This is a genomic window from Acinetobacter sp. ANC_7504, from assembly GCF_056779995.1.
This window is the reverse complement of the sequence record NZ_JBWYIZ010000001.1, coordinates 254,359-269,062: the sequence shown is the minus strand read 5'-3', so window position 1 is coordinate 269,062 and position 14,704 is coordinate 254,359. Positions and strand designations below refer to the sequence as shown.

11 protein-coding genes and 1 tRNA gene are annotated in these 14,704 nt (G+C 37.9%); 1 reads left to right on the top strand and 11 read right to left on the bottom strand.

Annotated features, from left to right (window positions below; genetic code table 11):
• Positions 1–83 precede the first annotated feature (83 nt).
• Complete coding sequence (locus tag AC1M9F_RS01305) at positions 84–641, top strand: cytochrome b (protein ID WP_481596857.1); 558 nt, start codon at positions 84–86, stop codon at positions 639–641.
• 12 nt (positions 642–653) lie between these two features.
• On the opposite strand, the gene AC1M9F_RS01300 is transcribed toward AC1M9F_RS01305, so the two are convergent.
• The 11 genes from AC1M9F_RS01300 to AC1M9F_RS01250 all read right to left on the bottom strand — a co-directional run bounded on the left by AC1M9F_RS01300 (position 654) and on the right by AC1M9F_RS01250 (position 14,674).
• Positions 654–977: a hypothetical protein gene (locus tag AC1M9F_RS01300; protein WP_481596856.1), complete on the bottom strand. Its 324-nt coding sequence runs from the start codon at positions 975–977 to the stop codon at positions 654–656.
• A gap of 130 nt (positions 978–1,107) precedes the next feature.
• Entirely contained in the window at positions 1,108–2,106 is a 999-nt protein-coding gene (locus AC1M9F_RS01295; protein ID WP_481596855.1) for an adenosine deaminase, read from the bottom strand.
• 73 nt (positions 2,107–2,179) lie between these two features.
• Positions 2,180–3,499, bottom strand: a complete 1,320-nt coding sequence (locus tag AC1M9F_RS01290; RefSeq protein ID WP_481589776.1) for an NCS2 family permease — start codon at positions 3,497–3,499, stop codon at positions 2,180–2,182.
• Between the two features lie 451 nt (positions 3,500–3,950).
• Positions 3,951–4,067, bottom strand: coding sequence for a hypothetical protein (locus tag AC1M9F_RS01285; RefSeq protein WP_092766106.1), 117 nt, complete (start codon positions 4,065–4,067; stop codon positions 3,951–3,953).
• Between the two features lie 235 nt (positions 4,068–4,302).
• Complete coding sequence (locus AC1M9F_RS01280) at positions 4,303–6,507, bottom strand: OsmC domain/YcaO domain-containing protein (RefSeq protein ID WP_481591236.1); 2,205 nt, start codon at positions 6,505–6,507, stop codon at positions 4,303–4,305.
• A 234-nt stretch (positions 6,508–6,741) separates the two neighbouring features.
• Positions 6,742–8,973 (bottom strand): NADP-dependent isocitrate dehydrogenase, encoded by a 2,232-nt coding sequence (locus AC1M9F_RS01275; RefSeq protein WP_481595516.1) that lies wholly within the window; start codon positions 8,971–8,973, stop codon positions 6,742–6,744.
• 565 nt (positions 8,974–9,538) lie between these two features.
• A tRNA-Val gene (locus AC1M9F_RS01270) sits at positions 9,539–9,615 on the bottom strand.
• A gap of 26 nt (positions 9,616–9,641) precedes the next feature.
• Positions 9,642–11,654: a transglutaminase TgpA family protein gene (locus tag AC1M9F_RS01265; RefSeq protein ID WP_481596854.1), complete on the bottom strand. Its 2,013-nt coding sequence runs from the start codon at positions 11,652–11,654 to the stop codon at positions 9,642–9,644.
• Positions 11,655–11,683: 29 nt separating this feature from the next.
• Positions 11,684–12,589 (bottom strand): DUF58 domain-containing protein, encoded by a 906-nt coding sequence (locus tag AC1M9F_RS01260; protein ID WP_481596853.1) that lies wholly within the window; start codon positions 12,587–12,589, stop codon positions 11,684–11,686.
• A gap of 10 nt (positions 12,590–12,599) precedes the next feature.
• On the bottom strand, positions 12,600–13,559 hold the full coding sequence (locus tag AC1M9F_RS01255) for an AAA family ATPase (protein WP_481597114.1): 960 nt from the start codon (positions 13,557–13,559) through the stop codon (positions 12,600–12,602).
• 98 nt (positions 13,560–13,657) lie between these two features.
• Positions 13,658–14,674 (bottom strand): 2-dehydropantoate 2-reductase, encoded by a 1,017-nt coding sequence (locus tag AC1M9F_RS01250; RefSeq protein WP_481596852.1) that lies wholly within the window; start codon positions 14,672–14,674, stop codon positions 13,658–13,660.
• Positions 14,675–14,704 lie beyond the last annotated feature (30 nt).

Here is a 14,704-nt window from a genome sequence, read left to right as displayed (position 1 = left end):
TTCAACACTGTGTCTCATTTCAATACTTATAAATCATTTATGCTTAAATTATTATGTGCGAAATTCAATCATAAGTTTATATCATGAATAATAAATCCAAATATTACACACGTACGGCTCAAGTCTTGCATTGGGTCATGGCGATTATTTTTATCACGGCGTGGATGATCGGCTTTTATAGCGGCAATTTTTTAAGTTATGAAGTAGATGGTAGCTTCAAAGGTGACGTCATCACGCTTCACAAAAATATTGCAACCACTATTATTTTTCTGGTCGTGGTTCGTATCTTTTGGCGCTACACCCATCCTGCACCCGAGTTACCAGAGACAATGTCTCCCCTCATGAAAAGACTCGCACATTTAGGGCATCTTGGACTTTATTTTATGCTTCTGGCTTTACCAATTACGGGTTGCTTATGGAGTTGGAGTCTCGGCTACCCTGCACCAGTATTATTCTTATTTGATCTACCTGCTTTAATAGGTGAGAATCCTCAAGTAACTGAAATTGTAAAACCACTTCATATTTGGATTTCTTGGGCTGCAGGTTTACTTTTACTCGCACATATTGCTGCGGCATTAAAGCATCACTTTATAGATAAAGATCATGTCTTAGACAGCATGACCAAACAACCTAAAGATTGATTGAGTACGGCTCTAAATTTCTGAGTGAGATTTAGAGCTAATCACACATGCTTTTAGGCTATTCAACATTGCTTTTCGAATGACTTCTTGCTTGATATCTTCGTTAACTGTTGCTTTGGCAAGTTCCTGAGCCGGAATATCTTTTAAAGCATGATTTGATACACAATCACAGGTTTCTAATTTTAATTTCTTTTTGTTTTCTTCATTCATTAAATATGTCGTTATTTTCCATATTTTTGAATGGTCGACTTCACGCTCACATTGATACTGGATGACAGGCTTTAATATACGCTGTGTCAATATCGTATTTGCATTCGCGATAACTACGGGCAACATTAGCAGACTCAGGCAAAACAAAGACTTCAATTTCAACATCACATTCGGCTCTATTGTTTAAAGCATATTAAACCAAAGGTGGGATTTTGCCCCCACCTTCCAGTATTTCACATAAACAAGTTTAACTGTTTTAAATTGCGAGAATTTTATCTTTCCACTTTTGTTTTTGCACATCGGAAATAAACGATGCTTCAAATGAATTTATAGCGAGTTGCTTTAATTCATGATTTGTTAAATCTAAGGCCTCAGCAATCGCAATAAAGTTATCATTCATGTAGCCACCAAAATATGATGGATCATCTGAATTGACGGTTACATGCACACCCTGCTGTAACAAACGGCGAATATTATGATCTGCCATATCATCTACAACGCAAAGCTTTAAATTTGATAATGGACAAACCGTTAAAGGCATTTTTTCAGCAATCAAACGCGCCAACAACTTTGGATCTTCTTCAGAGCGTACGCCGTGATCAATACGATTCACTTTAAGTACATCCAAAGCTTCCCAAACATATTCTGGTGGACCTTCTTCACCTGCATGAGCAACAACCAAAAATCCTTCATCACGTGCTTTTGCAAATACCCTTTCAAATTTAGAAGGTGGATGCCCAACTTCACTTGAATCTAACCCTACCCCAATAATTTGGTCTTTGTAAGGTAAAGCTTGTTCTAGTGTTTCAAATGCTGCCTCTTCACTCAAATGACGTAAGAAACACATAATCAAATGCGTTGTGATGCCTAATTTTACCTCAGCATCGTGGCAAGCTCGTTTTAAGCCTTTAATTACCGTTTCAAATGACACACCACGATCCGTATGGGTTTGCGGATCAAAAAACATTTCAGTATGAACCACTCGATCTTCTGCACATTTTTCAAAATATGCCCATGCAAGATCATAAAAATCTTGCTCATTGATCAATACATTCGCACCTGCATAGTAAATATCTAGAAATGATTGCAGATTGTGAAAACTATAAGCCTGTTTGACTTCTTCAACTGATTGATATGGGATTGCAATTTCATTGCGCTGAGCAATGGCAAACATCAACTCAGGTTCAAATGTCCCTTCAATATGGACATGAAGCTCAGCTTTAGGTAAAGCTTTAATTAACTCAACACGGTTCATTGCTACTCCTCATGAAACCAAAAAATAAAAAGGGTGCAAACTGAGTTTACACCCTTTTAAAAACTGTTAAAAATTAGCCGCCAAACATTGCAAATTTCAGCGCCCATAATACTGCGATAATCCATACCATGTATGGCACCGTAGATGCTTTACCTGTAAGTAACTTCACCAACGCATAACTGATAAAGCCCATGGCAATACCATCAGCGATTGAGTAAGTGAACGGCATAAACACGATCGTTAAGAAAGCAGGAACCGCTTCAGTAATATCATCCCAATCAATATGTGTAATACCCTGAATCATCAATACCCCTACAAAGAGTAAGGCTGGTGCAGTTGCAAATCCAGGAACAGATTGGGCCAACGGTGCTAAGAACAAACAAGCAATAAAAAGTAAGCCAACTATTACCGCTGTAAGACCTGTACGCCCCCCTGCTGCTACACCCGCAGAAGACTCAATATATGGTGTCGTTGATGATGTACCTAATGCAGCACCAGCAACAATCGCTGAAGAGTCGGCAAACAGAGCTTTCTTCAAACGTGGTAATTTGCCATCTTTGAGTAAACCAGCACGATGTGAAACACCAACCAGCGTTCCTGTTGAATCAAATAGATCAACTAAGAAGAACACAAAAATTACACCGATTAAACTTGCGGTAAATAAGCCTTCAAAATCCATTTGCATGAATGTTGGTGCAATTGAAGGAATTTGACCAATCACACCTTTAAATTCACTCAATCCTAGGAATGTTGAGATTGCAGTCAGCACTAAAATACTAATGATAATCGCACCACGTATTTTAAAGTGATGCATAACAACAACCATCAAAAAACCGAATAAGGCTAAGAGAACGGTTGGTTGTTTTAAATCACCTAAACCCACTAGAGTCGCAGGATTATCCACAATGATGCCAGCATTTTTCAAAGCGATTAATGCTAAGAATAAACCAATACCACCACCAATAGCCAATTTTAAAGACATTGGAATGGCATTCACGATAGCTTCACGAATTTTAAACATACTGATCGCGATGAAGACCAGACCAGACACAAATACCGCAGCTAAAGCGGTTTGCCAAGGCACACCCATTCCTAAACATACCGAATAGGTGAAATATGCATTTAAGCCCATACCCGGAGCCAATGCGATTGGGTAATTGGCAATAATACCCATGACAAAACAACCAATTGCTGCTGCCAAACATGTCGCAACAAATACCGCACCATGATCCATTCCTGTTTCAGACAGAATCATTGGATTGACAATGATGATGTAGCACATTGTCAGGAATGTCGTCATCCCTGCAATCATTTCAGTTCGAAAAGTTGTTTTGTTTTCGCTTAGTTTAAATAAGCGTTCAAGCAAACCCGCTGAAGAATTTGGATTTGTCATTGTCGAGCCCCTGCTTAAGATCGAGCGAGTCGTAAAAATTATTTAGATCATTTATTCAATGATTCATTGGCAAATGTAGCTCAGATGACGCATTCAATAAACGTACCAAAATGACATTTCCGATAAATTGAAGCACAATTAAAAAAGCTGCAATAAAGCAGCTTTGATATGATGATCTATCAATTGAACAGTCGCTAGACAATTCGATCTATCGGGATATATTTTTAATTATAACATAGACTGAATTTGAAGGGCTGAATACACAGTCATAGGTTATAAAACGCTAAAATTTAATCTTTATTTAAATCACGTTAAAAAATATAAATTTAAATATACCCCTTAAAAAATCACTGATGATTTTTAGATCATTTAATTTTAAATGGTAGAGTAAATTAAGCTTGCTAACAGTGAATACTTTCTAAATTTGCACTCTTACCGATCAATATGAACGTTATTTCATTTGGAGGTATTCCCAAATTAGGTAACCTAATCCAAAGCCCAAACAGGAATACGCAGTAATAATAAAGAAAACGAAACTTGCTTTATTCTTTTTTTTCAAGAAATTCATAATGCTCGCCTTAAGTTAACTCGTCATGCACTATGATAATGCATTTAGCTAATAATACCAGTTAAATAGAATTATTTCCCTTAAATATCAATAAATTACTATTTTTAATAAATACTATCAGTACTTTTCATAACAACTTCATTTTATGATAAAAAATTGAGCACCCTAACTAGATGCATCGATTTGCTGATCTTTAAAATAAAAAGACCACTCTTCATAGTGGCCTTTCATTCGATCAGTTTTGTTGAGAAACAAAACGTGCTCTGGCAGCATGAAGCTTCTTATAGCTCTCAATAAGTTTTAAATGACGATCGAGACCTTCAAGTTGCATATTGGTTGGCGTCAATCCATAAAAACGCACATCACCTTCGATTGAGCCTATTGCAGCATCAACTCTTTCATCACCGAACATACGTCTAAAATTCGGTTCATAGTCTTCAATTTCCATTTCTTCATCTAACAATACTTCTAAAACGACATCCATGCATTGATAGAATAAACCGCGCTCTACAGTATTGGTGTTGTATTGTAAGAACTGTTCTACTTGGTCTTTCGCTTCTTCGAAATTTTCCAAAGCTAAGTTAATTAATAGTTTTAATTCAAGAATAGTTAACTGACCCCACACCGTATTATCGTCAAATTCAACACCAATCAAGGTAATAATATCGGTATAGTCATCCACTTCAACTTCTTCAAGTTTCTCTAGCAAAGCTTCGAGCTGTTCATTATCTAAACGATGTAAGTTAAGAATATCTTCTCTAAAGGCTAAAGCTTTATTGGTATTGTCCCAAACCAGATCTTCAACCAAATACACCTCAGAATATCCTGGCACTAGAATTCGGCATGCAGTTGCACCTAAATGTTGGTATACAGCCATGTAAACTTCTTTACCCATCTCTTTTAGGATATTGAACATCTTTTCAGCTTCTTCAGCATTTGTATTTTCACCCTGACTGGTGAAATCCCACTCTACGAAATCATAATCAGATTTCGAACTGAAGAATCTCCAAGATACAACGCCCGATGAATCAATAAAGTGTTCCACAAAGTTATTTGGTTCTGTCAGGGCATGGCTATTGAAAGTAGGACGTGGTAAGTCATTTAAACCTTCAAAACTACGACCTTGTAAAAGTTCGGTAAGGCTGCGTTCCAATGCAACTTCAAAGTTTGGATGAGCCCCGAATGATGCAAAAACACCACCCGTTCTTGGATTCATTAATGTCACGCACATGACTGGGAATTTCCCACCTAATGAAGCATCTTTGACCAGCACTGGAAAACCTTGCTCCTCAAGCCCCTTAATACCCTCAACTATTTTTGGGTACTTTGCTAGAACATGTTCAGGTACATCTGGCAGGGTAATTTCACCCTCTAAAATTTCGCGCTTCACTGCTCGTTCAAATATTTCAGATAAACATTGTACTTGTGCTTCAGCCAAGGTATTTCCTGCGCTCATACCATTTGACAGATACAAATTTTCAATCAAATTTGAAGGGAAATATACAATCTCACCATCCGACTGGCGTACAAAAGGTAACGAACAAATACCTCTCGCAGTATTGCCAGAATTTGTGTCGTACAGATGTGTGCCTAATAATTCATCTTCAGGATCGTAAATTTCAAGTGTATATTCATCTAAAATTTCTGATGGCAATTCACCATTTGGACCTGGTTGGAACCACTTTTCATCAGGGTAATGCACAAATTCAGCATTTGCGATTTCTTCACCCCAAAATTGATCGTTATAGAAGAAATTACAATTCAAACGTTCAATAAACTCGCCTAATGCAGATGCTAAGGCACTCTCTTTCGTTGAACCTTTACCATTGGTAAAACACATTGGCGCTTGTGCATCGCGAATATGTAAAGACCATACGTTTGGCACTATATTCCGCCAAGACGCAATTTCAATCTTCATCCCTAAGCCCGCCAAAATTGCAGACATGTTGGCAATCGTTTCTTCAAGCGGCAAATCTTTGCCCGGAATAACAGTCACATTTTCCTTGGCAATATTTGGCATAAGTAAAGCTTGAGCATCCGCATCAATGCTTTCAACTTCCTCAATAACAAACTCAGGACCTGTTTGAATGACTTTTTTTACAGTACAACGGTCGATTGAACGTAAAATACCTTGTCGATCCTTCTCAGAGATATCTGAGGGTAATTCGACTTGAATTTTAAAAATTTGTTTATAACGGTTTTCTGGATCAACAATATTATTTTGGGATAATCGAATATTTTCTGTAGGAATATCTCGTGCAGCACAATACACCTTTACAAAATAAGCTGCACATAATGCTGAAGACGCAAGAAAATAGTCAAATGGGCCTGGTGCAGATCCATCACCTTTATAACGAATAGGTTGATCGGCAATAACCGTGAAATCGTCGAACTTTGCTTCCTGTCGAAGATTGTCGAGATAATTGACTTTGATTTCCATGCGGGCACCTACAGAACTTATCCAAACAGCTAGATAAGTTAAAAATAAATTAAAACGCATTGTAATCAGAAATGCATGCAAATTGAATGAAAGTTTTTTAGATCCTCCCCTTAAGCTCTCTCTAATTGGGCGTAATCAGTGTTTTATTTACAAAAATTTTAATAAAAAAAGCTGGTACCGAAGTACCAGCTTTTTTAATCCGCCAAACTGAAATTCAGTTCAACTTAAGTGTTATTAGATGCTTGCAATAGCAGCATTTAAAGTTGCACTTGGACGCATAACTGCATTTACTTTCTCTTGATCGATTGCGTAGTAACCACCGATATCAACAGATTTACCTTGAACTTCTGCAAGTTCAGCAACGATCTTCTCTTCATTTTCAGCTAAAGTCTTCGCTAAAGTAGAGAATGTCGCTTTTAATTCAGCATCTTCGTCTTGAGCTGCTAATTCTTCAGCCCAGAACTTCGCTAAATAGAAATGGCTACCACGGTTGTCTAACTCACCTGTACGACGTGAAGGAGATTTGCCGTTGTCAAGTAATTTACCAGTTGCAGCATCCAATGTTTTCGCAAGAAGTTTAGCTTTAGGGTTGTTTTCTTTAATACCAAGCTCTTCAAGTGAAACAGCGAGTGCAAGGAACTCACCTAAAGAATCCCAACGTAAGTGGTTTTCTTCAACAAGTTGTTGTACGTGTTTAGGTGCTGAACCACCTGCACCAGTTTCGTACATACCACCACCCGCCATTAAAGGCACGATAGACAGCATTTTCGCAGAAGTACCAAGCTCCATAATTGGGAACAAGTCAGTGAGGTAGTCACGTAGAATGTTACCCGTTACAGAGATTGTATCTAGACCACGAGCAACACGTTCAAGTGTGTAACGCATTGCACGTACTTGAGACATGATTTGAATGTCTAGACCATCTGTATCGTGATCTTTTAAGTATTTTTGAACTTTCTTGATCAATTCGTTTTCGTGTGGACGGTATGGGTCTAACCAGAAGATTGCTGGCATGCCAGAGTTACGTGCACGTGTTACAGCTAGTTTTACCCAGTCGCGGATCGGTGCATCTTTCACCTGACACATACGCCAGATATCACCTTCTTCCACGTTTTGAGACATTAAAACTTCGCCAGTTTCGATATCTGTGATGTTAGCTACACCAGCTTGCGCGATTTCGAATGTTTTGTCATGTGAACCGTATTCTTCAGCTTTTTGAGCCATTAGACCAACGTTAGGTACAGTACCCATTGTGCGTGGGTCGAAGTTACCATTCCACTTACAGAAGTTGATCATTTCTTGGTAAATACGCGCAAATGTAGATTCAGGCATTACTGCTTTACAGTCGTAAGGCTTACCGTCAGCACCCCACATTTTACCACCACCACGGATCATTGCAGGCATAGAAGCATCTACGATCACGTCGTTTGGAGAATGGAAATTAGTGATACCTTTTGCTGAATCCACCATTGCTAAAGCGGGACGGTGTTCTTGACATGCGTGTAGATCTTCGATGATCTCTTCACGTAAAGAAGTCGGTAAAGTTTCGATCTTCTCGTAAAGACCAGCCATACCGTTGTTTACGTTAATACCTAGTTCGTCGAACAGTTTACCGTGTTTTTCGAACGCTTCTTTGTAATAAATCTTCACACAGTGACCGAATACGATCGGGTGTGAAACTTTCATCATGGTTGCTTTAACGTGTAAAGAGAACAAGATGCCCGCTTCTTTACAATCATCTAATTCTTTTTCATAGAAGTCGCAAAGTGCTTTCTTGCTCATGAACATAGAATCGATGATTTCGCCGTCTTGCAGTGCAACTTTGTCTTTAAGAACGATGGTTTCACCAGAATTGGTGATCAGTTCCATTTTCACATTGCGAGGACGATCTAAAGTCATAGACTTTTCGCCGTGATAGAAGTCACCTTCATCCATGTGAGAAACGTGAGTTTGTGACCACTGTTTCCACTCACCCATAGAATGTGGGTGTTTTTTCGCATAGTTTTTAACAGCAGCAGGCGCACGACGGTCAGAGTTCCCTTCACGCAATACTGGGTTTACTGCTGAACCTAAGCATTTACCAAAACGTGCTTTGAGTGCTTTTTCTTCTTCAGTCGTAGGATTCTCAGGATAATCTGGAATTGCATAGCCTTTTGATTGAAGCTCTTTGATACATGCAGTCAACTGAGCTACAGATGCACTGATGTTTGGAAGTTTGATGATGTTTGTGTCTGGATCTTGTGTAAGACGACCTAATTCTGCAAGATTGTCTGATACTTTCTGCTCTTCGCTAAGGTATTCAGAGAATTCAGCGAGCACGCGTGCTGCAACTGAGATGTCAGTTTTTACAATCTCAACACCAGCAGGCTTAGTAAAGGTCTCAATGATCGGCAGTAGTGAGTAAGTCGCCAGTAATGGCGCCTCGTCGGTCAGTGTGTAGATGATAGTTGACTTTCCACCAGCCATATATAGCCCCTTGCTTTGGATTGAGTTACAGAGCACCGAACTTTTGGTCCAGTCTCTTAGAACCGATTTGCTTAAATTAAAACGTTGAGAGTATCGTTCTTCGTCGCATTTCAGTCAATGAAATAAGCTTTTAGTACGCTATTTTGATGAAATAACATACAAAATAGTATCCATCTTTAGTTTGATAATACTGTATGAATTTCATTACTTCTGAATGAAAAGTGAAGAACTGGTAATGAACGTTGATCTCAACTTCCCTGTAATATGAACATTATACGTGTCTCATATTTAAACAGGATGGCAAAAGCGTACATTTCGGACGTTATTGTAAGTGTTAATGTACGGGTATATTAATAAATTACGGAAATACCCAATATTTAGATTAAAGCATTTTGGGTATTTATACTTAAAATATATAATTTAATATCAAATTTAGAGATTTTTGAAACGCAATTTTTCTTGATAGAGCAAGTGATAACGAATACTTTACTTTTAAATAAAGAAGTAATATCTTGCTTACGAAAAAAGGGCTTAAGTAAAATACTTAAGCCCTTTTTTTTAATCTTGGTAGGTATATCCAGACTCGAACTGGAGACCTCTACGATGTCAACGTAGCGCTCTAACCAACTGAGCTATACACCTAGAATGCTTCGCATCTTATGCAAAAATCACTTGGCTGACAAGCCTTTTTCATATTTAACCAAAAGATATGAACAAGTTTTAATCATTGACTTAAAATTTGCGAACTCTTGTTTAGAAATACTCGATTGTGAATAACTTAAGTGCTCGTACAGAATGATAATTTCGAGGAAAACAGCTCTATCATTTTGACTTAAAGGTGATGAAATTCTTTCCAACCATTGTCGAACCGTTTCGTAAGAATAACGGCGATTGTGAAGTCCTAATTTTCTATTGAAAACATGAAGTACCCAATCGATTTGTGAATAGTGTTTTCTCTTTTTTCTCAACATCCATAGCGCATAACATCCTAATATGATTAGTGAGCCTGCAAGGATAATCACAAACACTGAAGCAACTGAATTAATTCCAAATTTTGTCATCCAACTCTGCTGTTGATCAGCATTATATCCAACAACTTTACTTTGCCATTGATAACTTGCGTAATCACTCCATACGCGAACTTTTGTCAAAAAAGGATATTTTGCAACTGACCAATTTGTATTCTCAGAGTAGAGTGTTTGATTATTTTGAATTAAATTTTGCATTCCCTGATCAATACGTTCAGGAGCAATCATTGCAGTGGGATCAATCCTCTGCCATTGACCTCCAAAATATACTTCAGTCCAAGCATGTGCATCTAACTGCCTCACTTCCCAACTTTTCTGGTCTGGCGCAAATTGACCTCCTTGATAACCAGTCACGACTCGGGCAGGAATACCGACATAACGCATCATCATGACAAAACTAGAAGCAAAATGCTCACAAAATCCTTGTCGTGAATTAAACATAAATGCATCTATCCGATCACCACTCAAAACACCGGGAGATAAAGAATACTGAAAGCTATTTTGCTTAAACCAGTCTAAAACTTGCTGGATATAACGCTCTGGCTGCTCTCCACTTTTAATAAATAAGTCCCACGCTAAACTTTGACTTTTGATATCACGCTGATGGAGATACTGGGTGTAATACTGAATTTGAAACTGACTAAGTTCATGATTTATTTTCATCCCACGCCCTAACCAAACTAAGTTTATAGGTTGAGCCGTTTGAATAGGTCGTTGAGCTGAAATACCACCGTCATAACGGAGATAATAATTTCGTTGTTGAGGTACAGATTGCTCTAATCCCATAATCCATTCTACAGAAGGATCTTTAGCCAAATACTGATATTCAACTTTTTGATTTAAATTAGAAAGTTGATAAGAGTTTAACTCGTTTAACCCTCTATTAAATCCATGACTCGTCCATTTTTGACCATCATATTGATCTAAAACCAAAGCTCGCCAATACATTTCTGAACGAGGCGGTAATTTTGTGATATCACCAATAATACGAAATGCTAATTCATTTGACTGAGACAGCTCAGCAATGTCACCTGGGGACATGGAATCACTGATTCCTGTCATCCCCTTATTTTGTTGAATCGGGATATGCCAAAGCGGAGGTAATCGTGGGAAAAAAATAAAGAGCAATATAAAAAAAGGAATTGCCAATCCGATGAATTTACCGACATGAATGACATCGTGCTTTAAGCCATTTTTAGTTTCAGGAGTGGACAGAAACTCCGCGGTTTGAATTCTATACAGTCCTACAAAACAGCTCACTAAGCACAGTACCACTCCCAAAGCAACATACAACGTTTGACTGTATAAAAACGTACTTGCCGCCACGAATAAGGCAAAATTAAAAACGATGATCAAATCACGTTTTTTTTGGGTTTCTAATGCTTTTGCAAATAGAAAAGTTGTCAGCGATGCTACCCCAGCCTCAACACCAACAAAAGTATGGTAATGCAGATAAATCGCGCCAAGTGCAATTGCTGTAAAACTAAATTTTATTGCTTTGGAGACATTTTTTTTACTTTTTTGAATATGCCATAAATATATAAGCTCAATACAGAGCACCAAAATTAAAGCATAAGGTAGATAAATAATCTGGATAAATAAAATGAGTGCCAAACTCAATAGCATGGATTGTGAAACTTTAGGATGTACCATATATCTAAACCTATTTTCTATTTCACACTTTATGCCTGAGCAAGCAGAATTTTAGCCTGCTTGATATGCTCAGCTCCAAATCCTTGATTCAGTTCGGCATGAGGTAACACCAGCTTAAAAGGAATTTGTAATTGCTCACACTGCTCCACCACACCCATCATATATTTGAGCTTTTCTTCATGCTCGACTGACGGCATATGATGATAATGAATATCAACACATCGATCCTTTTGATGCTCTTCAAAAACTTTAATATACAAACCTTGTCCACGAGCAGCCTGCTTCCAAGATACACTTTGTAATGAGTCGCCGACCTGAAAACTTCTTAATTCTTTAAACTCATCTTTTTCCTGATCCAATACAAATTCATTTGAAAAGCTTGTATTCGGATTTATTTTGGCTTGTGGCGCAATCCATGCATGTCGACCATGAAAGATATAAGTCCAAGCTCGAACAAGACCAAATGGATACACTGAAGCAATGTGTATATCGGGATAGTTATACTGTCCTCGTTGATCAACATGAATCGGTATAACACATTCAGACTGTTTTTGGTCAATGTGAATGTGCTGTGTCTCAGAATCGATGGAGATCGATAAATAACGTGAATATGAATAAGGTTGATTCAAGTAGATTTTAAATAAAATCGAGTGCCCTACCTGTCCAACTTCATCAGTAATGATGTCTATCTCAAGACCATGCAATTGTTTAAAGGTGATATAAAAACTAATGCATAAGATTGCACTAATTAAAAAGCAGAAACCTAATATCAAATTATTGGCATAGTTAATACCCGCAATAAATGTGATCAAAATCAACACAAGATATAAGAAACCTTGCTGATAAATAAAAATCAAAATATCGCGTTGACCAATTTTTTTACTCTGCTCAAACCGAAATCTTTTTTTTAACCATTGCTTCCAGATACTGGTCACCTGCATACCCTCAAATCAATTTAACCTGATTCATTAGGGAGACCGTCTCATCCTCACCCAAGTTTAATCGATGAGCGCATACTGCTGAAAATACAGCTTTTACATCATCAGGAATGACAAAGGCTCTGGCATGCACGATCGCTCTCGCTTGTGATGCTCGTTTTAAAGCCAATAATCCACGCGTCGATAAACCATGCGCACTTTTTCGTGTTACCGCAGCCAAATCCAATAAATAGTCTTGAATTGCATCACTTAAATGGACTTGATGAGTCAAGGATTGCAATCTTAGTATTTCAGTCTCATTAAATACATGGATCAGCTGTGCGATTAATTTGGCACGTGATTCTTGTTGAAGAAGTATTTTTTCTGCATGGCGAGATGGATAGCCAAGAGATAACCGCATGAGGAATCTGTCTAACTGAGACTCTGGTAGTGCATAAGTCCCGCTTTGAAAGAGTGGATTCTGAGTTGCTATCACCCAAAAAGGCTGAGGTAAAGCATATCGCTGTCCATCAATCGTGGCGTAGCCCTCTTCCATCGCTTCTAGCAATGCACTCTGTGTCTTTGGACTACAGCGATTAATTTCATCTGCCAAAAGAACTTGGGTAAAGACAGGTCCGTACTTAAATTCAAACTGATGTTCTTTTTGATTAAAAACATTCACGCCAATCACATCACTGGCGAGCATATCATTGGTAAATTGGATTCTTTGAAATGATAAACCTGATAAAGATGCCAAACTACTGGCCAATGTGGTCTTACCCAATCCAGGTAAGTCTTCAAATAAAATATGACCACCTGCAATTAAACTACATAAAGCCAATTCAGTTTGCGTATTTTTATCCAAAACAATTTGATTGATTTGTTCTAGAAATAAGGAAATTTTGGGAATAAATGATTGAATCTGAGACTCTAACTCAGGCTGAATAATATCTTTTGATTGAACACTCTGCTTCATTCCCCAAATCATCATTTACACTTCCAAAACGGTATATTTCTACCATACAGGTTTTTTTTATTTTCTCAAATATTTCAAATAATCAGTGTATTAAAGAATGAGTTTTAAACTTAATGCTGAATAAGCTTCAACTGTTTGAGCATCTCTTCAGGTCCAATTTGAAGGCTTGAATTATTGTTTTCCGCCAGCTTGATCTGTTCAATAAAATAGCTGTTGATCGGTGCATTCACCCCGAGTGTATTGGCAAGTCTGACTACTTCACCATTAATCCAATCAACCTCCGTCGTGCGCCCTAAATTCAGATCATCCTGCATAGATGAACGAGCTAGTGGATCAATGGCTAACATTTTGCGACTAATCAACTTAAACAACCAGTTAGGAAGTTGAAGAATATGAGGAATGATGTTCTCTGGTACAGGCGTTAATTGTGCGGGTTGAATATTTGCCTGCTTTAAAATTCGAAGCGTCTCTAACTGTGCCTGAGCAAGGCACTTTCTATACATTCGATTAGTAAGTTGATTTCTTAAAGTTAGACCAGATAAAGCGTTAATCGAATTGTTCAAGTTGAATAAGACTTTAGCCCACTGTACCTCTAACATATCATCACGGAATTCAACTTGTAGTTTCGCCGCATCTAACATTATTTTTAGCTGATTATTTTCTGCAAATTTTTTTATCATTAATATTCCATCAGAACCTTGATGAAAATGAGACGGTTTGAGTTCTGCGACATTAAAGAGAACCATTCCTTCCATAACCTCCCATTCCGGCAGCATTTTTTTTAACCTTGGAACATTACTCACCCCATTTTGAAAACTGATGAGACCCGGTTTATTGACAGTGTCACAGCTTCGTATTTCAGATGCCACTTGCTCTGTCGCTGCTGATTTTACACAAATCATGACTAAGTCCGTGTCTAAGACTTCTGCTGGATTTGTTGTAAGTCTTAATTGATCTGGAGTGAGCTTATGATGGTAGCCGTTTAAATCACTGAGCTCCAACCCATTTTGGCTTAATTTTTGATAGCTTCTTTCCCTACAGTAAAATGTCACCTGATGGCCTGCTGCGACCATTCTTCCACCGATATAACACCCAATCGACCCAGCACCATAAATTCCAATTTTCATGTTTTTATCCTTTGTTATTAATCAAGAGTA